This is a genomic window from Lysobacter sp. Root983 (assembly GCF_001429345.1).
In the GTDB taxonomy this organism is placed as follows: Bacteria; Pseudomonadota; Gammaproteobacteria; order Xanthomonadales; family Xanthomonadaceae; genus Lysobacter.
Genome location: NZ_LMJO01000016.1, coordinates 116692 through 140491, shown reverse-complemented (window position 1 = coordinate 140491; position 23800 = coordinate 116692). Strand labels below are relative to the sequence as shown.

Here is a 23800-nt window from a genome sequence, read left to right as displayed (position 1 = left end):
CGCGCACCTCGTAGGATGCGGTGAGCGCAGCGAGCCGCCTCGCACGCCATCCTCAAGCCAGATCGCCGAACCGCGCCTGCAGGGCCGCGATCGCGGCCAGGCCGGCGGTTTCGGTGCGCAGGATGCGCGGGCCCAGGCGCAGGCCGAGGAAGCCTGCGGCGCGCAGTTGTTCGCGGTCCAGCGGCGACCAGCCGCCTTCCGGGCCGATCGCCAGGTGGACCGCCGCGTCGGCGTCCACGCTCAGGGTCGAGAAGGCGAGCTCGCCTTCCGGGTCCAGGATCAGGCGCAGGCCGCCGGCAGGCAGCGCCGCCAGCGCCGCGCTCAGCGACAAGGGCGCGGCGACCTCGGGCACGCGCGCGCGGCCGCTCTGCTCGCAGGCCGAGGCCACCACACTGCGCCAATGCGCGAGCCGCTTCTCGGCGCGCGCCTCGTCCAGCTTGACCTCGCTGCGCTGCGACCACAGCGGGCGCACTTCGGCCACGCCCAGTTCGGTCGCCTTCTGCAGGATCAGGTCCATCTTCTCGCCGCGCGCGATGCCTTGCAGCAGCACCAGGCGCAGCGGCGATTCGCGTTCCACCGGCATGGCCGCATCGATGGCGACACGCAGCTCGCGCTTGCCCAGGGCGACGATGCGCGCCGGGTAGTCGTGGCCGTCGCCGTTGAACAGCACGCAGGCATCGCCGACGCCCAGCCGCAGCACCCGCGCCAGATGCGTGGCCGGGCCCTCGGGCAGGGCCAGTTCGGTGCCCGCGCGCAGCGGCTGATCGACGTGGACGCGCGTCAGCCTCATGCGCCGGCCTCCGCCACCGCTTGGTCGATGGCCTCGCGCGTGGTTCGCGCGAGTAGCGTCAGCGCCTCGTCGTCGACGCAGTAGGGCGGCATCCAGTACAGCACGTCGCCGAGCGGACGCAGCAGCACGCCGCGCTCCAGCGCCGCCCGGTAGGCGCGCAGGCCGATCCGGGCCGAGGCCTCGAACGGAGTGCGCTTGTCGCCGCCTTGGGTGAGTTCGAAGGCGACGATCATGCCGGCCTGGCGCACGTCGGCGACGTGCGCATGCGCGGCCAGCGGCGCGGCCAGCTCGGCCATGCGCGCGGCGGTGGCGCGGTTGCGCGCCAGGATATCGTCGCTGGCGAAGATGGCCTGCGCGGCCAACGCCGCGGCGCAGGCCAAGGGGTTGCCGGTGTAGCTGTGCGAGTGCAGGAAGGCGCGCTCGCGCGAATCGTCGAGGAAACCGTCGTAAATGGCCTGGGTGGTCAGTACCGCGGCCAGCGGCAGCGCGCCGCCGGTCAGGCCCTTGGACAGGCACAGCAGGTCGGGCGCGATGCCGGCCTGTTCGCACGCGAACATCGTGCCGGTGCGGCCGAACCCGACCGCGATCTCGTCGGCGATCAGGAACACGCCGAACTCGTCGCACAGCGCGCGCACGTGGCGCAGGTAGGATGCGTCGTGCATGCGCATGCCGCCCGCGCATTGCACGCGCGGCTCCAGGATCAGCGCGCAGACTTCGCCGGCATGGCGTTCGAGCAGCACGCGCAGGCCGTCGGCCGCGTGCTGGGCGCGCTGCGCCGGCGTCTCGCCCGGCTCGCACAGGTAGGCGTCGGGCGAGGGCGCGAACAGCGCCTCGGCCAGCAGCGGCGCGTACACGCGCCGGTACAGCGGAATGTCGCCGACCGCGAGCGCGCCCAGGGTCTCGCCGTGATAGCCGTTGTCCAGGGCGATGAACTTGGTGCGTCCCGGCTCGCCGCGGTTGCGGAACCAATGGAAGGCCATCTTCAGCGCCACCTCGACCCCGGCCGAGCCGTTGTCGGCGTAGAACACCTTGGCCAGCGGCGCGCGCCCGGCTTCGCGCGGGGCGATCCGCAGCAGGCCTTCGGCCAGTTCCACCGCCGGCGCGTGCGAGCAGCCGGCCAGGATCACGTGTTCCAGCGTGCGCGCCTGGGTTGCGATGGCCTCGGCGATGCGCGGCTCGGCGTGGCCGAACAGGTTGGTCCACCAGCTCGAGATCGCGTCCAGGTAGCGCCGGCCGTCGCGTCCGATCAGCCACGGCCCCTGGCCGCCGGCGATCGGCAGCAGCGGCAGCGTGTCGGGGTGTTCGCGCATCTGGGTGCACGGGTGCCAGAGCACGGCGAGGTCGCGTTTGCGCCAGGCGTCGGCCTCGGAGACGCCGCCCTCTGCTAGCATCGCGGCATGCTGATTCGTATCTTGCATCCCGCCATTATCCCGCCTTTTGCCCCGCGCACACGCACCGCGGGAGTGCGTTCGTGAGCCGGCGCCTGCCCATCATTCACGGGGTCACCGAGCACGACGCCGGGCCCTACAAGCTGGAGCGGCTGGACCTGGAGTTTTCCAACGGCGAACGCCGCCGCTACGAGCGCCTGCTCGGGCGCGGCCACGGCGCGGTGGTGGTGGTGCCCATGATCGACGCCGAGACCGTGCTGCTGGTGCGCGAGTACGCCGCCGGCGTGCACCGCTACGAGCTGGGCCTGGTCAAGGGCCGGATAGACGAGGGCGAGACCGCGATCGAGGCCGCCGACCGCGAGCTCAAGGAGGAGGCGGGCTACGGCGCGCACTCCCTGACCCTGCTGCGCTCGCTGTCCCTGGCGCCGACCTACATGAGCCATCAGGCGCAGCTGGTGGTGGCGCGCGACCTGTACCCGCAGCGCCTGCCCGGCGACGAGCCCGAAGAGCTCGAGGTCGTGCCCTGGAAACTCGACCGCCTGCACGAGCTGATCCTGTGCGAGGACTTTTCCGAGGGCCGCAGCATCGCCGCCCTGTTCATCGCGCGCGAATGGCTGCGCACCCAGGTAGAGCATCCCCCCGCATGACCGATACCGCACCCGACTATGTGGACCAGGCCCTGGTCGAAGGCGCGATCGCGATCGCGCGCGACGCGGCCGCCGCGATCCTGGCGATCTACGAGCAGGACTTCGACGTCGAGCACAAGGCCGACGCCTCGCCGCTGACCGCGGCCGACCTGGCCGCGCACCATTGCATCGTCGACGGCCTGGCCGGGCTCACCCCCGATATCCCGGTGCTGTCGGAGGAATCCGCGCACGAGGTGTCGTTCGAGCTGCGCCGGCAGTGGCGGCGGCTGTGGCTGGTCGATCCGCTCGACGGCACCCGCGAGTTCGTCAAGCGCAACGGCGAGTTCACCGTCAACCTGGCCCTGATCGACGATGGCGTGCCGGTGTTCGGCGTGGTCCAGGCCCCGGTCGGCGGCGCGCTCTGGTACGGCGTGCGCGGCGGCCGCGCGTTCCGCCGCGACGGCGAGCGCGAACAGGCCTTGCAGGTGCGCATCCCGGCCAGCCCGCCGCTGCGCGTGGCCGCCAGCCGTTCGCACCGCGACGCGCGCACCGAAGCCTTCATGAGCCGCCTGTCGACGCTGGCCGGCGGCCAGGTCGAGCCGATCGGCCTGGGCTCCTCGCTCAAGTTCTGCCGCATCGCCGAGGGCGGCATGGACATTTATCCGCGCTTCGGCCCGACCAGCGAATGGGACACCGCCGCCGGCCAATGCGTGCTCGAAGCCGCGGGCGGGCAGGTGCTGGATCCGCAGGGGCGACCGTTCCGCTACAACCAACGCGCGCGCATCCTCAACGGCGACTTCATCGCCTTGGGCGATCCTTCGCTGCCCTGGCGAGACTGCCTGGATGGCTGAGGGCGCGCCGCTGCCGGACGGCATCGCCGGTCTGATCGCGATCATGGCGCGCTTGCGCGACCCGGACGGCGGCTGCCCCTGGGACGTCGAGCAGACCTTCGCCACCATCGCGCCGTACACGGTCGAAGAGGCCTACGAAGTCGCCGATGCGATCGACCGCGAAGACCTGCCGGCGCTGAAGGACGAACTCGGCGACCTGTTGTTGCAGGTGGTCTTCCACGCGCGCATGGCCGAGGAGCAGAGCGCGTTCGCGTTCGCCGACGTGGTCGCCGCGATCAGCGACAAGATGGTACGCCGCCACCCGCACGTGTTCGCCGACGCCAGCGTCGAGGACGTCGAGGCCCAGACCGTGGCCTGGGAAGAACAGAAGCGCCGCGAGCGCGAGGCGGCCGGCGAGGCCGACACCTCCGCGCTCGCGGGCATCGCGCGCGGCCTGCCGGAATGGCAGCGCGCGGTGAAACTGCAAAAGCGCGCCGCCTCGGTCGGCTTCGACTGGCCCAACGTAACCCCGGTGATCGCCAAGCTGCACGAGGAAATCGAGGAAGTGCGCGCCGAGTTCGACGCCGTCGCCGCCGCGCCCGACGATGCGGCCGCGCGCGACCGCCTCGAGGACGAGATCGGCGATCTGTTGTTCGTGGCCGCGAATCTGGCCCGGCACGGCAAGGTCGACGTGGGCGCCGCGCTGCGGCGCGCCAACCTCAAGTTCGAGCGGCGCTTCCGCGCCATGGAGCAGCTCGCGGCCGGCGAGGGCACGCCTTTGACGACGCTGCCGCTGGATGTGCAGGACAAGTACTGGAATCGGGCCAAGGCCGGGGAGCGCTGACGTGGGAAAGGGGAATTCTGGATGGCTGGCGATCTGCGCGACCTTGTCGCTGGCCGCGTTCTGGCCGCAGGGCGCGCGCGCGGCCGACGATCCGAACATGGACTATCTGTACCAGCTGGCGTTCGCGGACAACTGCAAGCAAGTGGCGCCCGCGTTGTCCAAACAGGTCGATAGCGCGCTGGCGGCCTGGCAGGCCGGGATCCCGCAGGACCGGCTGGCACCCTTGCGCGACTATGCGCGCAGCAAGCAGGGACAACGCCAGATGAAGTTCGTCGGCATCGCGATCACCTCGGCCAACGGCGGCAACAAGCTGATCGCGTCGTACCAATGCGTCGACAAGATCAACGACTGGGGCCAGCCCACGTATCCGCAGGTCTCCGGCTCGCAGCTCGATTCCGAAGCGGGTAAGGCGATCGTCTCATCCATCGCTCCGCTGGCGCTGGCGCGTCTGGACTGTTTGGTTCTGGACGGCGTGGAGGCCGATGCGATACCGGCTCCGGCGCAATCGAAAGAAGGACAAGCCGTGCCTACCGAAAAATGGCGTTTCTCCGCTTGCGGGCGCACGCACGTGGTAGGCATCGATCAGCGTGGCGGCCGGTACGGCCTTGCCGCAAAGGACAGGATCGAGTTGTCTGGGTTTTAGCCGGCGCCGCGGGAGTTGATTAAGATCAAGCGGCGTACCGTGTTCACAGACGCCGGACGGAATTGGGGCGAGGTTGACGGGCCACCGCGCCGGTCAGCTCGATAGAGGACGAGGAGGCAGCCATGGCCAACCGATTCGCGAGCTTCAACGAGTTCTACCCCTTCTACCTCAGCGAACACAGCAACCGCACCAGTCGGCGCCTGCATTTCATCGGCAGCTGCGGGGTGCTGGTGTTGCTGGCGCTGGCCGTGATCCAGGGCCGGCCCTGGCTGCTGCTGGCGGCGCTGGTCTGCGGCTACGGTTTCGCCTGGGTCGGGCATTTCTTCTTCGAGAAGAATCGCCCGGCGACCTTCAAGCACCCGCTGTATTCCTTCGTCGGCGACTGGGTGATGTTCAAGGACATCCTGACCGGCAAGATCCGGTTCTGACGGGGTACGGTTCTGACAGCGTCCGGTTCCGAGAACAGCCACCTCCAAGAGCTTCAGCTTCCAAGAAGGTCCAGCGCCCACGGCGGCCCGCGATGTCTCCGGGCCCGGTGGCAAGCACGGTTCGCTACACCTGACGCGGAGCCGGCGTGACCGGGCCGTCCTGCTGCCTGGTCTGGGTGGACGCCGAGGGCTGTGGCGCCTGCGCGCGGTTGAGTTCCGCGACCTGCTCGCTGCTTTCGGACAAGCTGCGTTGCTGGGCCAGGGCCACGTCGCCCACGGCCTTCCTCCCCCATGGCGCCGACGGGTCCTGGCTGTCGGCCATGTAGACGCGGCTGCCGTCCGTGCTGAACTGCGCGAACCCGATCTCGTCCAGGCCGCGCTTGCGCGCGTCCACGGTCAGGCCTCCTGACAGCTGCGGATTCAGCGGATTCGGCGCGAGGCCTAAGGCCGCGTCGCGCTCGTTGGCCGTGTTCAGCAGGCGCGCATACATGCCGTGGTTCGGGTGGAGCGGGTCGTCGAGCAGCAGAGCGCCTTGGCGCTGGCGGCCGCCGGTCGTCGGCTGGGGTTCGCTTGCATCGCTGCGCGCGGGAGCCGGCGTCTCGTTCTGCTGGCGATGCCGTTCCACGGCGCGATCGATGGCCTGCAAGGTGGTGGGATCGGCGCGTCCGGTGACCGCCAGGCCGTTGTGTTCCTGGAACTGCCTTACCGCCTGTTCGGTGGAACGGTCGAACGTGGTGCCGGCACCGATCCTGCGGTCGTTCTCATCGCGGATGTCGAGCGTGCGCAGGTTGTCGCGCAGCTGCCCCACTTCGGGGCCCGTCTCCAAGCGGCGCAGGGCGCCGTCTTCCATTGCCGGCCGGCGGGTTGCCGGTTCTACCCCTGCTCCCGCCTGGACGCGGCCGGCGTCGAGCTCGGCGATGAACTCCGGCGTCAACACCGCATGCCAGGCGTCGTAACGATTGAGGCGGTCGGCCAGACCGTTCTCGCCGTTATTGATGGCCTGCGTGGCGCCCGATACGTCGTCGCGCTGCGCCGCGGGTACGCGTTCCTGCCAGTACCACAGCGCGATACGTTGGGCGTTGCCGCGATCGGCAGCGAGGTCCGGATCGTTGATCAGATCCAGGCCCAGCGCCGCACCCGCATCGCGATAGTTGTTCTGGCCCGTGAGCTGGGTGTAGCCGCGACCGCGATAGAGATAGCCATCGCCGACGTCGTCGTTGCCCATGCGGCCGCCATACATGAGTCGCGCAAGTTCTTCCGGCTGGCCGTTCAAGGCCTGGCGTCGCGCGGCCTCCAAGGCGGCGTCGCCTTCGCGATGCGCGTAATCGACCGGAATCTGCTGGATGCCCTGGGTGTAGCGGAAGCCTTCCTCCAGGCGCGTGAACCCGCCGGATTCGTGCCCCAGCTGGCCCATGAAGTTGGCCATTTCCTCGCGAGTGGTGATGCCGGCGGCGCGGGCCGCGCGCAGCATTTCGATTTCGTTTTCGGTGGGCATGGTGTCGTCCTTGTTCCAGCCTGGTATCGAGTACGGCGATGCGCGGGGGCGGGCTCAGGGCAGCGCGTCGGCCGGAAACTTCTTGGGGTCGAAGGTGGCCAGCGCCACGGCGCCGAATTCGGCGTCGGTCTGTCGGCGCTCGGCTTGTTTGCCGTCGGCCCGATCGAAGCCACGGAAGACGATGCCGGCCAAATGCCACGCGTCGTCTCGCCCGTTAAAGACGAACCGGTATTCGCTGGACCACAACTCGCGCGAGCCGCCTTCGAAGCGCAGCGTGAATTCGCCCTTGCCGGTGCGGATGCCCTGCAGCGGGTCGCCGCTCATGCCGCCGCAATTGCGGCAGAGAATGGCGTTGGGGCTGTCCACCGCGAGACGTAAGATGCCGCCGGCATCGCGCCGCAACAGCAGCAAGGCACGCGGCGCGAAGGCGGCGTCGCCGCTGCCGCCCGGATCGATCGCCAACAGCGCATCTTCGTCGCCGTCGCCATCCAAATCGCCGCGGGCGCTCGCCAGCAAATTCGCGCCGGCGGGAACGAACGCCGACAGTTCATCGGTATTCGGGGTCGTGCGCGCCGGGCTGGCAGCGGTCGCGCCTGGCGAGGCGCAAGCGGTGGTCAGCCATAATGTCGCGAAGACCGCAACGTAACGCACCGCGCCGTGCCAGCGCAGCGTGTCGAATGCAGGGGAGGGCGTGCGTCGAGCCATGGCGATCCTTGCGGTGTTCTGGCGATTCGCTTGGGAGAGTAGCGGCCGTCAGGCTCGCGATCGCGAACCGGCGTCGCCGCACTCTACCTAACGGCAACGCGCATGCGTCTTCACGAATCGTGGACTTTCGTGCGGACTACACGCAATGTCATCATTGAATGCGTCACTTCTGTGGAGCAACCGCCAGAGAATGTCGTGATGCGACCGAGAGCGACGACGCGGGGGCTGTTTGCGCGCCTGACCCCGGCCGACGCTGTGCCGGATCGGTCGGGGGCGGATCGTTCCGGGAGGCTCAGTCCAGAAAGATCAGCCAGGCCGCCACCACGATCAGGCCGAAACCGGCCCAGTGGTTCCACTTCAACGGCTGCTCCAGGTACCAGGCCGAGAAGCCGGCGAACACCAGCAGGGTGATGACCTCCTGCATGCCCTTGAGCTGCGGCGCCGAGTAGACCGCGCTGCCGATGCGGTTGGCCGGCACCATCAGGCAGTACTCGAAGAAGGCGATGCCCCAGCTGACCAGGATGGCGGCGGTCAGCGGCGCCGACTTGTACTTCAGGTGGCCGTACCAGGCGAAGGTCATGAACAGGTTGGAGCCCAGCAGCAGCAGGATCGGGTACAGGCGGTCGGCAAGCATAGGGGGCGGTTCGCAAGGGAAAGTGGGCAGCTTAACGCCGGTCCTTCACGGGGCGTCCACCCCGACCCCGGCAGTCTTCACAAAACTGAAGGAAACTGGAGAGCTGCATGCAGGGCACTAGAGACGGGGGCTTGGTCCTGATCGTGGAGGACAATCGCAACATCTCCGAGATGGTGGGCGAATACTTGGAAGGGCGTGGTTTCGAGGTCGACTACGCCGCCGATGGCCTGGACGGTTACCGTCTGGCGGCCGAGAACAGCTACGACGTGGTCGTGCTGGACCTGATGCTGCCGCGTCTGGACGGCATCGAGGTGTGCAAGCGCCTGCGCGAGGAAGCGCGCAAGTCGACGCCGGTGCTGATGCTGACCGCGCGCGACACCCTGGACGAAAAGCTGACCGGCCTCAGCGCCGGCGCCGACGACTACCTGACCAAGCCCTTCGCGATCCAGGAACTCGAAGCGCGCCTGCGCGCCCTGATCCGTCGCGAGCGCCGCCAGGTCGGCGGCGAGGTGCTCAAGGTCGCCGATCTGGTGCTGGACCCGGCCAGCCTGCGGGTGACCCGCGGCGGCAGCGAACTGCAGTTGTCGCCGATCGGGCTGCGCCTGTTGACCATTCTGATGCGCGAATCGCCGCGCGTGGTGAGCCGCCAGGAAATCGAGCGCGAGATCTGGGGCAACGGCCTGCCGGACTCCGACACCCTGCGCAGCCATCTCTACAACCTGCGCAAGACCATCGACAAGCCGTTCGGCAAGCAGCTGCTGCACACCGTGCAGAGCGCCGGCTACCGCGTCGCGGACATCTCGCAGCCGCCGGATTGAGCCTGCCGCCATGCCGCAGGGGTTGCCACGCAAGATCAAGCTTGCCTTCATCGCGCAAGCTTTGATCGGCAGCATCGTCATCACGCTGGGCATAGGCCTGGCGGGATTGGCGGTGCGCAACCTGGTGCTGGAACAGCGCATGCAGCGCGAGGCCGATGCGTTCTGGGCCGGGCATGCGCGCGATCCGCAGCACCCGTTGCCGATCACGTCGACCACGGTCGGCTATTTCATTCCCGCCGGCGCCAGCAACGACGGGCTGCCGGCGGTCGCGCGCGGCACCAGCCGACAGGGCCTCAACGAGCTGCCCGGCGACGACCGGGTGATGTTGGTCGATCGCCGCGCCGAGGGCGCGTTCTACCTGCTGTACTCGTCGGAGCTGATCGACGAGGCGATCCTGTTCACCGGTCTGGCATCGCTGCTGTTGTCGCTGCTGACCATGTACTTCATTTCCTGGCTGACCTACCGCAACACCAAGCGCCTGGTCACGCCGGTCAATCGCCTGGCCGCGGCGGTCGCGCATTGGGACCCGCGCGACCCGCGCGCGGTCGCGGCGTCGCTGGAGGACCTGCCCGGCGAGATCGGCACCGAGGTGCGCCAGCTTTCCAGCGCCTTGCGCGGACTGGCCCAGCGCGTCGGCGAATTCGTCCAGCGCGAGCGCGACTTCACCCGCGACGCCAGCCACGAGCTGCGCACGCCGCTGACCGTGATCCGGGTGGCCACCGACCTGATGCTGGCCGATCCGGAAACCCCGGTGCGCGCGCAGCGTTCGCTGGCGCGCGTGCAGCGCGCCGGGCGCGACATGGAGGCGGTGATCGACGCCTTCCTGATCCTCGCGCGCGAGGCCGAGATCGCGCCGCAGAGCGAGGAGTTCCCGGTCCGCGAGATCGTCGATCACGAGGTCGAGCGGGTGCGGCCGATGCTGACCGGCAAGGACGTCGAGCTCAATGTGGTCGACGACGGCGGGCCGCGCCTGCTGGCGCCGCCGCACGTGCTCAGCGTGATGGTCGGCAACCTGCTCAGCAACGCGGTGCGCTTCACCGACGCCGGCCGCATCGACGTGCATCTGGCGCGCGACCGCATCGAAATCCGCGATACCGGCATCGGCATGTCCGCCGAAACCCTCAACCGCGCCTTCGACCCGTTCTATCGCGCCGATTTCTCCGGCGTGGACGGCAAGGGCATGGGGCTGTCGATCGTGCGCCGCCTGGGCGAACGCTTCGGCTGGCCGGTGCAGCTGAGCAGCGTGCCGGGGCAGGGCACGCTGGCGGTGATCCGTTTCAGCCATTGAGGCAGGAACTAGTGGGCAGTAACGAGTAACGAGTGACGGCGTGGCTCACCGCCCCTACCAGTTACTCGTTCCTGGTCCAACTCGTTACTAGCTGCCCCTTCCCGCGACGCTTCCGGGCCCGCCGGCATCCAAAGTAGGCTCAGGCCCGCTAAGCTGAGTCCGCCGTGCAGCGGCCCCGCCCGGGAACGAAACCGCCCCCCGGCCTGTCAACCGAAAGCGGCCGCGCGCGTTGCCGGCTCCATACCTCTCAATCAGAACCTCATGAGCGCAGCCCGCAAGACGCAGTCGCCCGTTCGCAAACCCTCGCCCTGGATCCGCCGCGCCGTCGTCGCCGCGGTGCTGCTGGCCCTGGCCGGCGGCGGTTATTACTACTACACGCAGCGCAACGAGCAGGCGGAAGCCTCGGCCTATCGCACCGCCAAGGCCGAGCGCGGCGACATCCGGGTCGCGATTTCGGCCACCGGCGCGCTCGCGGCGATCTCGACCGTCGACGTCGGCAGCCAGATCTCGGGCCAGGTCACCGACGTGCTGGTGGACTTCAACGACCGCGTGCACAAGGGCCAGGTGATCGCCAAGATCGATCCCAGCACCTACCAGGCGCAGATCGCCCAGGGCTCGGCCCAGGTCACCAGCGCGCGCGCCAGCCTGGCCACCGCGCAGGCCACCTTGCGCAACGCCGAACTGGATTTCCAGCGCAAATCGGCCCTGGTCGAACGCCAATTGGTCGCGCGCAGCGACGCCGACCTCGCGCGCGCCGCGCGCGACCAGGCGCGCGCCCAGGTCTCCGCGGCGGAAGCGCAGATCAACCAGCAGATCGCCTCCACACAGACCTCGCGCCTCAACCTGGAGCGCACCGTGATCCGCGCGCCCGTGGACGGCGTGGTCCTGACCCGCACCGTCGAGCCCGGCCAGACCGTGGCCGCCAGCCTGCAGTCGCCGGTGCTGTTCCAGATCGCCGAGGACCTGTCGAAGATGGAAATCGTGCTGGCCATCGACGAGGCCGACATCGGCCAGGTCAAGCCCGGCCAGGGCGTGAGCTTCACCGTCGACTCCTTTCCCGATCGCCAGTTCCGCGGCAAGGTCCAGCAGGTGCGCCTGTCGGCGACCAACACCAGCAACGTGATCACCTATCCGGTGGTGGTGTCGGTGGACAACGCCGAGCAGATCCTGCTGCCGGGCATGACCGCCAACGCCGAGATCGAAGTCAGCCGCCGCGAGGACGTGCTGCGGGTCGGCAACGCCGCGCTGCGCTACAAGCCGGCCGAGGACGACCCGGCCGCGCAAGCCGCGGGCGGCGCCGGCGGTCCCGGCGCACAGGGCGGCGGACGCGGCGGCATGGCCAACGATCTTCCGCGCGTGGCCCAGCAACTCAAGCTCAGTTCGGCGCAGCAGGTGACCTTCGACGCCGCGCTGGAAGCGATGAAGCAGCGTTCGGCCGCGCGCCAGGCCACGCCGCCCGCGAACGGCGGCGGCAGCCCGCTGTTCGGCGGCCGCGGCCCCGGCGGCGGTGGCGGCGGCATCGTGATCCGCGGCGGCGGCAACGCCGGCGCGGCCGCGGGCGCCCTGCGTCAGCGCATGCAGGAGCGCTTCAACCAGCAGTTCGCCGAGTTCCGCGGCAGTTTGAATCCCGAACAGCAGGCGCGCTGGGACAGCGAGGTCGCGGCCTTGCTCAACGCGCGCCGCGCACCGCTGTACAAGCTGGTCAACGGCAAGCCGGAGCTGGTCGTGGTCCGGGTAGGTGCCAGCGACGGCAGCTGGACCGAGGTGTCGGGCAACATCCAGCAGGGCGATGAGGTGATCGTCGGCAGCGGGCGCAAGGAACCATGAGCGAGGCGTCCGCCGCCGGCGCCGCGGTGATCGAAACGCGCGCGCTGGGCAAGGTCTATTCGCCGGGCACCGAGGCCGAGGTGATCGCGTTGCACGCGGTCGACCTGCGCATCGGTCGCGGCGAGTTCGTCGCGATCATGGGGCCGTCGGGCTCGGGCAAGTCGACCCTGATGAACCTGATCGGCTGCCTGGACACGCCCAGCAGCGGCCAATACCTGTGCGACGGGGTGGATGTGGCGACCCTGGACGCGGAAGAGCGCGCGGCGCTGCGCCTGGAGAAGATCGGCTTCGTGTTCCAGGGCTTCAATCTGCTGCCGCGCATGAGCGCGCTGGAAAACGTGGCGATGCCGATGGGCTACGCCAACGTGCCGCGCGAGCAGCGTCTGGAGCGCGCGCGCGAAGCTCTGGCCTCGGTCGGCCTGGCCGAGCGCGCCAGTCACCGGCCCAGCGAATTGTCCGGCGGCCAGCAGCAGCGCGTGGCGATCGCGCGCGCGCTGATCAACCGCCCGCCGATCCTGCTGGCCGACGAACCCACCGGCGCGTTGGACACCAAGACCGGCGAGGAAATCCTGGCCCTGTTCAAGCGCCTGCAGGCCGATGATCACACCGTGGTGTTGATCACCCACGATCCCGACGTGGCCGCGCACTGCGACCGCGTGTTCGCGATGCGCGATGGCGAGTTGCACGAGCAGCAAGAGGGCGCGGCATGAACTTCCTCGAAGTCCTGCGCACCGCCGTATTCGCCCTGCGCGGCAACTGGCTGCGCAGCGCCTTGACCTCGCTGGGCGTGATCATCGGCATCGCCGCGGTGATCGTAATGGTGTCGGTGGGCCAGGGCACCCAGGCCGAGATCGACAAGCTGGTGTCGGGCCTGGGGTCGAACCGGCTGGACATCGGCTCCGGCGCCGGCCGCGGCGGCGGTGGCGCGCGCCAGAGCGCATCCAGTTTCTTCACCTTGAACGAGGGCGACGTCGACGCGATCCGGCAGGAGATTCCGGAGGTGCAGTTCGTCGCCGGCTCCCTGCGCGGCGGCACCCAGGTGGTCTACGCCGAGAACAACTGGTCCACGCAGTGGCAGGGCGTGCAGCCGGAGTTCTTCGACATCAACGGCTGGAGCATCGCCTCCGGCAACGGCTTCGAGTCGCGCGATTACAGCGGCGGTGGCAAGTCGGTGATCCTGGGCGAAACCGTGCGGCGCGAGCTGTTCGGCGATGAGGACGCGATCGGCCAGACCCTGCGCCTGGGCCGGGTGCCGTTCACCGTGGTCGGCACGCTCAAGCCCAAGGGCCAGGGCGGTTTCGGCCAGGACCAGGACGACATCCTGCTGGTGCCGCTGGAAACCGGACGCCGCCGCCTGCTCGGCGCGATGGGCCTGCCGCCGGGCGCGGTGATGCAGATCGCGGTCGGGGTGGGGCGCGCCGAGGACGTGACCTACGCGCAAGGCGAGATCGAGGCCTTGCTGCGCCAGCGCCACAAGATCCAGCCCGGCGCCGACGACGACTTCACCGTGCGCAACATCGCCGAGGTGGTGGCCACGCGCACCGCCACCACCAACCTGATGTCCAAGCTGTTGGGCGCGGTGGCCACGATCTGCCTGATCATCGGCGGCATCGGCATCATGAACATCATGCTGGTGTCGGTAACCGAGCGCATCCGCGAGATCGGCCTGCGCATGGCGGTAGGCGCGGGGCCGCGCGACATTCGCCGCCAGTTCCTGGCCGAGGCGATGGTGATCGCGATGATCGGCGGCGTGATCGGCATCGCGATCGGCGTGGTCGGCGCGCTGCTGGTCGGCAAGTTGGGCTCGCTGCCGGTGGCGCTGAACGCGCAGGTGGTGGGGCTGGCGGCGGCGTTCTCGATCGCCACTGGTCTGTTCTTCGGCTACTACCCCGCGCGCAAGGCTTCGTTGCTGGATCCGATCGAGGCGCTGCGCCAGCAGTAAGCGTTCGCGTGCGGCGGTCGCCGCACGCTAACCACGACCACCGGCACGGGTGGGCGCCGCCGCGGACTGGCATGGTGCGTGCGACCAGCCCGATCGGAGCGGATATGAGCAAGTGGTGGCCCCTGGCCCTGTTGATGTCGATGACCTTCGCGGCCCAGGCCGCGGATACGGCCGCGGCGCCGACGACGGTGACCATCCTCGGCGTCGATCACGCCGCGCAGCTGGTCGCGCCGCGCGATCCGCCGGCGTTGCTGGAGGCCTTCCTGGCGCGCGTGAAGCCCGATGCGATCTGCATCGAGCGCGCGCCGGACGCCTACGCGCGCGGCGACTACTACGAGTTCACCTACGAGGTGCAGGACGTGGTGGTGCCGTATGCGCGCCGCAGCGGGATCGAGCTGTGTCCGATCGATTGGGAGCCGCCGGTCGAAGAGCAGCGCCTGGGTTTCGGCATGGCCCTGGATGCGCCGCCGGAGCTGCGTCTGCTCAAGGGTTTCCCCAGCTTCCTCAGTTTCGGCGCGCAAACGCTGCAGCGCGACTTCTTCCACGCCGACGATCCGGCCAATCTGCAGAAGGTGACGCAGTGGGCCGCGACGCCGGCCGCCAACGCCAAGAACGATCTGGCGCGCCGTCTGTACTTGTATCGGACCTACATGCAGGCGCGTCGCATTCTGGCCGCCGCGCGCGCGCATCCCGGCGGCCGCGTGGCGGTGGTGGTCGGCGAATTCCACAAGCACGATATCGAGGCGATCCTGAAGGACGAGCCCGGCCTGCGCCTGGTCCAGCCCTCCAGCTACGGGCGCCCCAGCGCAGCCGATATCGCCGCGCACGACCGGCCCGAGTACCGCACCGCGATCGCCAGCTTCAACCTGCTGGGTCTGCAGTCGCAGTCCGGCCAGGTCGATTACGCCTACGTCGGGCGCGCGCTGGATGCGTTGGACGCCCAGGGCGCCACCGCGCAGACGCGTCTGTTGCGCACGCGCCTGGACCTGTTGCAGGCGCGGATCCGGCGCGAGGATGCGATCGCGCGTTACCGCGCCATCGCCGCCGAAGCCGGCGATGCGCGCTTCGCCTGGAACGGGGTCAAGGATGCCGCGCGCGTGGACTCCTACTTCGATCCGTTCGGCAATCTGGATGTGCGCCGGCGCGCCCTGCTGGAGGCGGCGCGCGAGACCTGGGCGCTGGGCGATGCCGCCGCCGCGCAGGCGCTGTTCGATGCCTGCGCCGACGGCCTGAGCCCGCGCCAGCGCAACCAACTGCGCGGCTATTGGGAGCGCGACGTGGCGATCGCGGCGGCCCAGCGGCCCTAGCGCGCGCAAGCGACCCGTTGGCGGCTATTCTCGCGGTCTTGAAGGAGACCGCCATGCGCCTGCCGATCCTGCTGTTGAGCCTTGCCGCCATGTCCAGCCCCGCCGCTCTCGCCCAGACCCCGCCCAGCGGCGAACGCCCGATCGCGCTGGTGATCCACGGCGGCGCCGGCTTCGTGCCACGCGACGCGCTGAGCGAGGCCGACCGCAAGGCCGCGCATGCCGATCTCAATCGCGCCCTGGACGCCGGTTACGGCGTGCTCCAGGGCGGCGGCAGCGCGTTGGACGCGGTGTCGGCGGTGGTGGTGGTGCTGGAGGATTCGCCGATCTTCAACGCCGGCAAGGGCGCGGTGTTCAACGCCCGCGGCGGCCACGAACTCGACGCCTCGATCATGGAAGGCCACACCCGCCGCGCCGGCGCGGTCGCCGGCGTCACCACGATCAAGAACCCGATCAAGCTGGCGCGCGCGGTGATGGAACACAGCCCGCACGTGATGCTGGCCGGCGCGGGCGCGGAAGCCTTCGCCGATACCCGGGCCGAGATCGAGCGCGTGCCCAACACGTATTTCGATACGCCCAAGCGCCGCCAGCAGTTGGAGAAGGCGCAGCGCGAGGAAGCGGCCAAGGGCAAGCGCGAGGCCAACGCGGCCGTCGATCCGGGCAAGTACTTCGGCACCGTGGGCGCGGTCGCGCTGGACCGCCAGGGCCATATCGCCGCGGCCACCAGCACCGGCGGCATGACCAACAAGCGCTACGGCCGCGTCGGCGATTCGCCGGTGATCGGCGCCGGCACCTGGGCCGACGATCGCTGCGGCGTGTCCGGCACCGGCTGGGGCGAGTACTACATCCGCTACAACGCCGCCCACGACATCTGCGCGCGGGTCGCCTACCGCGGCGACAGCCTGCAGGCGGCGGCCGACGAGGTCATCAACAAGCTCATTCCCGCCGCCGGCGGCGACGGCGGCGCGATCGCGCTGGACCGCGAAGGCCATATCGCGATGCCGTTCAACAGCGGCAGCATGTTCCGCGGCTGGGTCAAGCCGGACGGGAGCCGGGGGACGGCGATTCACGAAGAGGAGTGAGGTTTACTGGTCCCTCTCCTGCAACCATGGCCACTGGGGGGGCGTTCCAAACGCGGGGTTTCCAATCCGCATAGCTTTCCGAATGCGGCTGGGATCTTCGCGGTTTTGAGCGACGCGCGAATAGCGAGATGGAGCGATACAAATGCAAAGCATTCGGGCGGTAGTCGCCATGCTCGTTCTTGCTTGCATCGGCGGATGCGGAAAGGCTGACTCCAACAAGTTCGTTCTTGGGATGCCGACGGGCTGCTCCCCCCTTTCCTCTGATCTATCCGAGACCTTCGAGAGAGTTGCGCTGGACCACTTCAAGCGCAACCTGGGAGTGTCCGCTGTTTCAGTTCGTGTGCTGGCGATAGAGGACTGCGAGAACAAGATCGTGGTCCCTATAGAGGCAACGACTGAGCAGGTTCCAACGCCAAGGCACTGGTATGTTGAGTTTCCGGGTAAGAGGCAAAGCGAGCCGGTGTTGGTTAGGCCACTGTAGAGTTCAGCCTAAATGTCCTGAGCTACACGCTCTACGCATGCGCACGGCCAGATATTGGTCGCGCTTCGTATGGCACAGCCAGCGCTCAGGCTTCGTTACTTGAGGCGCACACTAGGGCATTCCGTTGCCCCTGATAGCTGGGTGAAGCCTGATGGGAGCCGGGGACGGCGATCCACGCGGAGGAGTGAGGGGCGCTGGTCTCTAGCGCCAACCACGGTCGCTCCCCTCATCCGCCCATAGCCTATCCTGAGCCTGTCGACGGAGGCACCTTCTCAACCCTGCACTTCCTTCGGTCGTCGCGAACGGAGAAGGGAAGGGGCCAGCCGCCTCACGCCCCCTGCTGCGACGACCACTCCTGCATCCGCGCCTGCATGTCCTCCTCCGACACGTCCTCGACGTGCGTGGCCAGCGTCCACTTGTGGCCGAAGGGATCGACGATGGTGCCGGTGCGGTCGCCCCAGAACTGGTTCTGCAGGGGCTTGTCGACTTTGCCGCCGGCCTGGGTCGCCTGGGCGAACGCGGCATCGGCGTCGTCGACGTAGATCATGAAAGCGGTGGTCGCGCCGCCGCGGGTCTTGGGGCTGAGCGCGTTCATTTCGGGCCACTCGTCGGACAGCATGATCACGCTGTCGCCGATGCGGATTTCGGCGTGGCCGATCTTGTCGCCCATGGGCAGGCGGTAGATCTCGGTCGCGTTCAAGGCGCGCACGTAGAAATCGATGGCGGCGTTGGCGTCGTGCACGATCACGTAGGGCGTGACGCTGTGGTAGCCATCGGGGCGGGGCTGTACGGCCATGTCGGTGTCTCCGTGAGTGGTGGGTTCGGCGCGGCGCTGCGTGCGCGAAGGCCCGATGCGCCGGGGCGGATCGAAGCGGACGCGGTGCTGCCCGGGCGCAGATGCTGAACCGCGCGATTCTCACCGGCTGCGACTGCGGGCCGGCCGGGCAGGCCGCGGGCGGGCCGGATTCGACGCTTCGGCCCGCAGCGCCGGCCCGGATGGGCGCAAGGCGTTTCGGTCGGTCAGGGGCGGGCAGGCTAGCGCCGGCCGCGCTAAGCGGGCGCGAAGCCGGGCCTGGGCCCGCGTTAACCGGATCCGGCACGGTCGCCGCCGGGGCGGCCGAGCGGGGCTTATGGCAAAATCCATGCCCTGTAGCGGCCGCCGGCTGCGCCCCGCCGGCCCGTCCGGAGAGAGCCCGACCCTCATGCCCATGACCGAGCAGTCCCGCCGCGGCCGCGCCGCCGCGCCGTCCGTCTTGCCGCAACCGGCCAGTCGCGCCGGCGTCGCCCCCCCTTCCGCCCCCTGAGGCCGCCATGGCAGACGAATTCGGCCACCTGCCGCGCGGTCCCGCGCGCATCCTCAAGGCGACGATGTGGTCCATGCAGGGCCTGCGCGCGGCCTGGCTGCACGAATCCTCGTTCCGGCTCGAGGTCTATCTGTTCGTGGTGCTGGCCCCGCTGGGCTGGTGGCTGGGCCAGACCCCGGTCGAGCGCGTGCTGCTGATCGGCTCGATGCTGCTGGTGCTGAGCATCGAACTGTTGAACTCGGCCGTGGAAGCGGTGATCGAACGCTACGGCCCGGAGTTCCACGAGCTCGCCGGCCGCGCCAAGGACATGGGGTCGGCGGCGGTGTTCGTATTGATGATGAACGTGTTGCTGACCTGGGGCGCGATCGTCGTGCCGCGCCTGTTCTGAGCGCAACCGTGCCCTAATCCGCCGCGCGCATCGCGCGCAGCCCCCGTTTTGTAAGCCTAGGAAACCCGCTAGTGATTGAGCTGCTAACCGATCCGCAAGTCTGGATCACCCTGGTCACCCTGAGCGCGATCGAGATCGTGCTGGGCATCGACAACCTCGTCTTCATCTCGATCGCGGTCAGCAAGCTGCCGTACGCGCAACGCGAGAAGGCCCGCAAGTTCGGCATCGCGGTGGCCTGCATCACGCGCATCGCGCTGCTGCTGACCCTGGCCTGGTTGGCCGGCCTGACCAGCGATCTGTTCTCGGTATTCGGCCAGGGCATCTCGGTGCGCGACCTGGTCCTGATCCTGGGCGGCGCCTTCCTGCTGGTGAAGGGCTCGATGGAAATGCGCGACATGATCGTTGGCGCGGGCGAGTCCGAGGACGTGCACTCCAAGCCGGCGGCCTCGTTCATGGCGGTGATCGCGCAGATCGCGGTGATCGACATCGTGTTCTCGCTGGACTCGGTGATCGCCGCGGTCGGTATGGCCAGCCACACCCCGGTGATGGTCGCGGCGATCCTGCTGGCGGTGGCGGTGATGCTGCTGGCCTCCAAGCCGCTGGGCGAGTTCATCGACCGCAACCCGACCATCAAGATGCTGGCCCTGGCCTTCATCGTCCTGGTCGGCGTTTACCTGGTCGCCGACGGTTTCGAGTTGCACATCCCGAAGGGCTACATCTACGGCGCGATGGGTTTCTCGGCCCTGGTCGAGTGCCTCAACCTGTGGGCCAAGCGCCGCGCCATGGCGCGGGTTCAGCCCGACTGAGGCAGGCGCGCCCGCACGGCGCCGCCCACGCGGCGGCGCCGCGATCGCGACGCGACCCTCACACGGCGTCCATTGCAAGCGTGGGGCGCGGGTGGTGCAATGCGCCATCCTCACGAAGGAGTTGCGCCATGCGTAAGCTCATGATGTCCCTGCTGCTGGTCGCGGCGGCCGCCCTGCTCAGCGGCTGCGGCTACAACACCATCCAGCAGAAGGACGAAGCGGTGAAGGCGTCCTGGTCGCAGGTGCTCAACGTCTACAAGCGACGTGCCGATCTGGTGCCCAACCTGGTCGCGACCGTGAAGGGCTACGCCAGTCACGAGCAGCAGGTGCTGACCCAGGTGACCGAGGCGCGCGCCAAGGTCGGCAGCATCAACGTCAACGCCGACGATCCGGCCTCGGTGGAGCAGTTCCAGCAGGCCCAGGGCGAACTCAAGAGCGCGATCGGCCGTCTGCTGGTGGTCAGCGAGAATTATCCGCAGCTCAAGGCCGACCAGAACTTCCTGCAGTTGCAGGCGCAGCTGGAAGGCACCGAGAACCGCATCACCGTCGAGCGCCAGCGCTACATCCAGTCGGTGCAGGACTACAACACCTACGTGCGTTCGTTCCCGCAGAACCTGACCGCGATGATGTTCGGCTACAAGGCCAAGCCCAACTTCTCGGTCGAGAACGAGCAGCAGATCCAGGAAGCGCCCAAGGTCGACTTCGGCCAGCCGGCCGCGCAGCCCGCGCCGCAGCCGGCGCCCGCGCAGCAGCAGCCGGCGCCGGCGGGCTGATCGGCGCGGCGGCGGACGCCGGGCGATGAAGCGCGCATTCGCGAACACCGGCCGCGCCCTGGCGCGCGGCTGGTGCGCGCTGTTGCTGCTGTGGCTGGTCTGCGCGGTCGCGCAGGCGCAGACGCTGGCGCCGATCCCGGCCCTGGATACGCCGGTGATCGACACCACCGGCACCCTCGACGCCGCCACCCGCCAGAACCTGGAAGCGCAGGCGCGCGCGCTGCAACAGCGCAAGGGCAGCCAGCTGCAGGTGCTGGTGGTGCCGACCACCCAGCCCGAAGACATTGCCCAGTACGCGGTGCGCGCGTTCGAGCAGTGGAAGATCGGCCGCAAGGGCGTCGACGACGGCGTCCTGCTGGTGGTCGCCAAGGAAGATAGGCGGGTCCGCATCGAGGTCGGTTACGGCCTGGAAGGCGCGATCCCCGACGCCACCGCCAGCCGCGTGATCCAGGAATATCTGGTGCCGCATTTCCGCAGCGGCGACTACGCCGGCGGCATCACCGAGGCCAGCGCGGCGCTGACCAAGCTCATCGACGGCGAGCCCTTGCCGGCGCCGATGGCCGACAACCGCGGCGACGAGGGCGGTGGCGGCGGCGAGAGCTTCCTGATCGCCCTATTCGTGGCCTTCATCGTGGCTCAGGTCGCGCGCGGCATTTTCGGCAGCGCGCCGCGGCCGCTGCGCGCCCTGCTCGGCGCCGGCGCGGCCGGCGGCGTGGCCTGGCTGATTTCCTCGCTGTTGCTGGTCGGCGGCATCGGCGCGGTGATCGGTTTCGTGATCGGCCTGATCAGCACGCCGCGCGGCGGCCGTTTCGCCCGCGACGCGGGCTGGGGCGGTTGGGGCGGAGGCGGCGGCGGTTGGGGAGGCGGCGGTTTCGGCGGCGGTGGCGGTGGCGGCGGCTGGTCCGGTGGCGGCGGCATGAGCGGAGGCGGTGGCGCCTCCGGTAGCTGGTGACGGAGACCACGCCCATGCGCCTGCTCAAACACCTGTTCGCGCCCTCGGCCACGCGCCTGTTCCCCGAGCCCTTGTTGCGGCGCATCGCCGCGGCGATCGCGGCCAGCGAGCTGCGCCACAGCGGCGAGATCTGTTTCGCGGTCGAGCCCGCGCTGCACCCGCGCGCGGTCTGGGCCGGCCGCCAGGCGCGCGCCGCGGCCGTGGACGCGTTCGCGCAGTTGCGGGTCTGGGACACGCGCGCCAACAACGGCGTGCTGTTGTACTTGCTGCTGGCCGATCACCGCATCGAGATCGTCGCCGACCGCGGCTTCGAGGGCCGGGTCAGCGCCGAGCAGTGGCGCGGGGTCTGCCAGCTGGTCGAGGAACGCTTGCGCTTGGGCGACCCCGAGGCCGCCGTGCTGGGCGGGATCGAGGCGCTGTCGGCGCTGCTGGCCGAGCATTACCCGCGCGCGGACGGCGATCAGGACGTCAACGAACTGCCGGATCTGCCGCGGATTCTTTGATCGGGGCTTGAAGGCCGCAGCCGTGGGGTAGGAGCGGCGTGAGCCGCGACCGCGCCACCTCATCGGCCGCGCCGCCCGCAGGGCGTCCGGTCGCGACTCACGTCGCTCCTACCCCAAAGCGACTGGCGGGGCCCCGCCGAGCGGCGCGACGGCTGCGACGCTCCGTTTCGCCGCAATCGCCTTCCGGTCACGGCCGGGCAAGGCACACGCCATGCCCCTCGGGCACAATACCGGCATCCCCAAACCGCCGGGTCGCTACGCCGCATGATCTACCTGCACCAGATCGATCCGATCGCCATCCATCTCGGCCCGCTGCAAGTGCATTGGTACGGGATCATGTACCTGATCGGCTTCGGCCTGGCCTGGTGGCTGGGGCAGCGCCGGGTGCGCGCCGGGCGCCTGCCGGGCGTGAGCGAACAGGCCTACGGCGACCTCCTGTTCTACGCCATGCTGGGCGTGGTGCTGGGCGGCCGTTTCGGCTACGTGCTGTTCTACGCCTTCGGCGATCTGCTGCAGGACCCGCTGATGCTGTTCCGCATCTGGGAAGGCGGCATGAGCTTCCACGGCGGCCTGCTGGGTGTGATGGCCGCGGCGCTGTGGTGGGCGCGCAAGCAGCGCCTGCATTTCTTCGACGTGATGGATTTCGTCGCCCCGCTGGTGCCGCCGGGCCTGGGCTTCGGGCGCCTGGGCAACTACATCGGCGGCGAGCTCTGGGGCAAGTTCACCGAGGCCGGCTGGGGCGTGATCTTCCCGCGCGCGCCGGAGTTCGGTAACTGGACCGCGCAGCAGATCCAGGGCCAGTACGCGACCGGCGCGCTCAACCATTTCGCGCGCCATCCCTCGCAGCTCTACCAGGCCGCGCTCGAGGGCCTGACCATGTTCGTGCTGCTGTGGTGGTTCTCCAGCAAGCCGCGTCCGCGTTATGCGGTGTCGGGCCTGTTCGCGCTGCTGTACGGCTGCTTCCGCTTCCTGATCGAGTTCGTGCGCGTGCCCGACGCCAAGCCCGGCTACATCGCCTTCGGCTGGCTGACCATGGGCCAGTTGCTGAGCGTGCCGCTGATCCTGCTGGGCCTGTACTGGCTGTGGCTGTCGCGCCGCTCGCCGACCCTGCAACCGCAAGCCGTCGCGCCGAAGGAGGGCTGATCGATGCGCCAATACCTCGACCTGCTGCGGCACGTGCTGGAGCACGGCAGCGAAAAATCCGACCGCACCGGCACCGGCACGCGCAGCGTGTTCGGCTGGCAGCTGCGCTTCGATCTGAACCAGGGTTTCCCGCTGGTCACGACCAAAAAGCTGCACTTGCGCTCGATCGTGCACGAGCTGCTGTGGTTCCTGCAGGGCGACACCAATGTCGCCTACCTGAAGGACAACAAGGTCGGCATCTGGGACGAATGGGCCGACGCCGACGGCGAGCTGGGCCCGGTCTACGGCAAGCAGTGGCGGCGCTGGGCCGGCGCCGACGGCGTCGAGATCGACCAGATCCGCTGGGTGATCGACGAGATCAAGCGCAATCCCGATTCGCGCCGCCTGATCGTCAGCGCCTGGAACGTCGCCGACCTGCCGCGCATGGCGCTGATGCCCTGCCACACCCTGTTTCAGTTCTACGTCGCCGACGGCAAGCTCAGCTGCCAGCTCTATCAGCGCAGCGGCGACATCTTCCTGGGCGTGCCGTTCAACATCGCCAGCTACGCGCTGCTGACCCACATGGTCGCGCAGGTCTGCGGGCTGGGCGTGGGCGATTTCGTGCACACCCTGGGCGACGCGCATCTGTACTCCAACCATTACGAGCAGGCGCGCGAGCAGCTGTCGCGCGAACCGCGCGCGCTGCCGACGCTGAGGCTGAATCCGCAGGTGACCGACATCTTCGGTTTCCGCTACGACGACATCGCGATCGAACGCTACGACCCCTTGCCGGCGATCAAGGCGCCGGTCGCGGTCTGAGGGCATAG

At 69.2% G+C, this 23800-nt stretch carries 25 protein-coding genes; 19 read left to right on the top strand and 6 right to left on the bottom strand.

Features of this window, described 5'->3' with window-relative positions:
• Positions 1 to 52: 52 nt before the first annotated feature.
• Both ASE43_RS12900 and bioA read right to left on the bottom strand, forming a co-directional pair.
• On the bottom strand, positions 53 to 790 hold the full coding sequence (locus ASE43_RS12900) for a 16S rRNA (uracil(1498)-N(3))-methyltransferase (RefSeq protein ID WP_057160758.1): 738 nt from the start codon (positions 788 to 790) through the stop codon (positions 53 to 55).
• The gene (gene bioA / locus ASE43_RS12895; RefSeq protein WP_057161120.1) at positions 787 to 2181 is read right to left on the bottom strand and encodes an adenosylmethionine--8-amino-7-oxononanoate transaminase; all 1395 of its coding nucleotides are present in this window, start codon (positions 2179 to 2181) and stop codon (positions 787 to 789) included. Before bioA ends, ASE43_RS12900 begins: the two co-directional genes overlap by 4 nt.
• Before the next feature lie 80 nt (positions 2182 to 2261).
• On the opposite strand from bioA, the gene nudE reads away from it, so the two are divergent.
• The 5 genes from nudE (at position 2262) to ASE43_RS12870 (ending at position 5549) form a co-directional block, all read left to right on the top strand.
• Positions 2262 to 2825: an ADP compounds hydrolase NudE gene (nudE, locus tag ASE43_RS12890; protein WP_056182253.1), complete on the top strand. Its 564-nt coding sequence runs from the start codon at positions 2262 to 2264 to the stop codon at positions 2823 to 2825.
• Entirely contained in the window at positions 2822 to 3655 is an 834-nt protein-coding gene (cysQ, locus tag ASE43_RS12885) for a 3'(2'),5'-bisphosphate nucleotidase CysQ (protein WP_057160756.1), read from the top strand. The genes nudE and cysQ overlap by 4 nt, the downstream gene beginning before the upstream one ends.
• The gene (gene mazG / locus ASE43_RS12880) at positions 3648 to 4478 is read left to right on the top strand and encodes a nucleoside triphosphate pyrophosphohydrolase (protein WP_057160755.1); all 831 of its coding nucleotides are present in this window, start codon (positions 3648 to 3650) and stop codon (positions 4476 to 4478) included. The genes cysQ and mazG overlap by 8 nt, the downstream gene beginning before the upstream one ends.
• Positions 4479 to 4521: 43 nt before the next feature.
• Positions 4522 to 5121 carry a hypothetical protein gene (locus ASE43_RS12875; RefSeq protein ID WP_057160753.1) on the top strand — a complete coding sequence of 200 codons (600 nt, stop codon included), beginning with the start codon at positions 4522 to 4524 and terminating at the stop codon, positions 5119 to 5121.
• A gap of 122 nt (positions 5122 to 5243) precedes the next feature.
• On the top strand, positions 5244 to 5549 hold the full coding sequence (locus ASE43_RS12870) for a DUF962 domain-containing protein (RefSeq protein ID WP_057160751.1): 306 nt from the start codon (positions 5244 to 5246) through the stop codon (positions 5547 to 5549).
• 124 nt (positions 5550 to 5673) lie between these two features.
• On the opposite strand, the gene ASE43_RS12865 is transcribed toward ASE43_RS12870, so the two are convergent.
• The 3 genes from ASE43_RS12865 to ASE43_RS12855 form a co-directional block, all read right to left on the bottom strand.
• On the bottom strand, positions 5674 to 7044 hold the full coding sequence (locus ASE43_RS12865) for a peptidoglycan-binding protein (RefSeq protein ID WP_057160750.1): 1371 nt from the start codon (positions 7042 to 7044) through the stop codon (positions 5674 to 5676).
• A gap of 54 nt (positions 7045 to 7098) precedes the next feature.
• A complete protein-coding gene (locus ASE43_RS12860) occupies positions 7099 to 7749 on the bottom strand; it encodes a hypothetical protein (RefSeq protein ID WP_057160748.1) in 651 nt (216 codons plus the stop codon).
• A 292-nt stretch (positions 7750 to 8041) separates the two neighbouring features.
• Positions 8042 to 8383, bottom strand: coding sequence for a DMT family protein (locus tag ASE43_RS12855; protein WP_157489570.1), 342 nt, complete (start codon positions 8381 to 8383; stop codon positions 8042 to 8044).
• A gap of 107 nt (positions 8384 to 8490) precedes the next feature.
• On the opposite strand from ASE43_RS12855, the gene ASE43_RS12850 reads away from it, so the two are divergent.
• The 7 genes from ASE43_RS12850 to ASE43_RS12820 all read left to right on the top strand — a co-directional run bounded on the left by ASE43_RS12850 (position 8491) and on the right by ASE43_RS12820 (position 16644).
• Positions 8491 to 9201 carry a response regulator transcription factor gene (locus ASE43_RS12850; RefSeq protein ID WP_055900565.1) on the top strand — a complete coding sequence of 237 codons (711 nt, stop codon included), beginning with the start codon at positions 8491 to 8493 and terminating at the stop codon, positions 9199 to 9201.
• A 10-nt stretch (positions 9202 to 9211) separates the two neighbouring features.
• A complete protein-coding gene (locus ASE43_RS12845) occupies positions 9212 to 10489 on the top strand; it encodes a HAMP domain-containing sensor histidine kinase (RefSeq protein ID WP_056182225.1) in 1278 nt (425 codons plus the stop codon).
• A gap of 261 nt (positions 10490 to 10750) precedes the next feature.
• Complete coding sequence (locus tag ASE43_RS12840) at positions 10751 to 12316, top strand: efflux RND transporter periplasmic adaptor subunit (RefSeq protein WP_057160747.1); 1566 nt, start codon at positions 10751 to 10753, stop codon at positions 12314 to 12316.
• Positions 12313 to 13026 carry an ABC transporter ATP-binding protein gene (locus ASE43_RS12835; protein WP_157489571.1) on the top strand — a complete coding sequence of 238 codons (714 nt, stop codon included), beginning with the start codon at positions 12313 to 12315 and terminating at the stop codon, positions 13024 to 13026. Before ASE43_RS12840 ends, ASE43_RS12835 begins: the two co-directional genes overlap by 4 nt.
• Complete coding sequence (locus ASE43_RS12830) at positions 13023 to 14258, top strand: ABC transporter permease (RefSeq protein WP_056182220.1); 1236 nt, start codon at positions 13023 to 13025, stop codon at positions 14256 to 14258. Before ASE43_RS12835 ends, ASE43_RS12830 begins: the two co-directional genes overlap by 4 nt.
• Before the next feature lie 104 nt (positions 14259 to 14362).
• Positions 14363 to 15565 carry a hypothetical protein gene (locus tag ASE43_RS12825; RefSeq protein ID WP_057160745.1) on the top strand — a complete coding sequence of 401 codons (1203 nt, stop codon included), beginning with the start codon at positions 14363 to 14365 and terminating at the stop codon, positions 15563 to 15565.
• 53 nt (positions 15566 to 15618) lie between these two features.
• A complete protein-coding gene (locus ASE43_RS12820) occupies positions 15619 to 16644 on the top strand; it encodes an isoaspartyl peptidase/L-asparaginase (RefSeq protein WP_082576656.1) in 1026 nt (341 codons plus the stop codon).
• A gap of 809 nt (positions 16645 to 17453) precedes the next feature.
• Here ASE43_RS12820 and ASE43_RS12815 read toward each other — a convergent pair.
• On the bottom strand, positions 17454 to 17921 hold the full coding sequence (locus tag ASE43_RS12815) for a VOC family protein (RefSeq protein ID WP_057160743.1): 468 nt from the start codon (positions 17919 to 17921) through the stop codon (positions 17454 to 17456).
• Between the two features lie 515 nt (positions 17922 to 18436).
• Between ASE43_RS12815 and ASE43_RS12810 the strand changes: the two genes are divergently transcribed.
• From ASE43_RS12810 to ASE43_RS21870, 7 genes are all read left to right on the top strand, one after another.
• Entirely contained in the window at positions 18437 to 18817 is a 381-nt protein-coding gene (locus ASE43_RS12810) for a diacylglycerol kinase (RefSeq protein WP_056182212.1), read from the top strand.
• Between the two features lie 71 nt (positions 18818 to 18888).
• Positions 18889 to 19623 carry a TerC family protein gene (locus ASE43_RS12805; protein ID WP_056182210.1) on the top strand — a complete coding sequence of 245 codons (735 nt, stop codon included), beginning with the start codon at positions 18889 to 18891 and terminating at the stop codon, positions 19621 to 19623.
• A gap of 128 nt (positions 19624 to 19751) precedes the next feature.
• Positions 19752 to 20396: a LemA family protein gene (locus ASE43_RS12800; protein WP_056182207.1), complete on the top strand. Its 645-nt coding sequence runs from the start codon at positions 19752 to 19754 to the stop codon at positions 20394 to 20396.
• 25 nt (positions 20397 to 20421) lie between these two features.
• Positions 20422 to 21348 (top strand): YgcG family protein, encoded by a 927-nt coding sequence (locus tag ASE43_RS12795; protein ID WP_057160741.1) that lies wholly within the window; start codon positions 20422 to 20424, stop codon positions 21346 to 21348.
• Positions 21349 to 21362: 14 nt separating this feature from the next.
• On the top strand, positions 21363 to 21851 hold the full coding sequence (locus ASE43_RS12790) for a TPM domain-containing protein (protein ID WP_057160739.1): 489 nt from the start codon (positions 21363 to 21365) through the stop codon (positions 21849 to 21851).
• A 264-nt stretch (positions 21852 to 22115) separates the two neighbouring features.
• On the top strand, positions 22116 to 22994 hold the full coding sequence (gene lgt / locus ASE43_RS21875) for a prolipoprotein diacylglyceryl transferase (protein WP_057160737.1): 879 nt from the start codon (positions 22116 to 22118) through the stop codon (positions 22992 to 22994).
• Positions 22995 to 22997: 3 nt separating this feature from the next.
• A complete protein-coding gene (locus ASE43_RS21870; protein WP_057160735.1) occupies positions 22998 to 23792 on the top strand; it encodes a thymidylate synthase in 795 nt (264 codons plus the stop codon).
• The last annotated feature ends 8 nt before the right edge of the window (positions 23793 to 23800 follow it).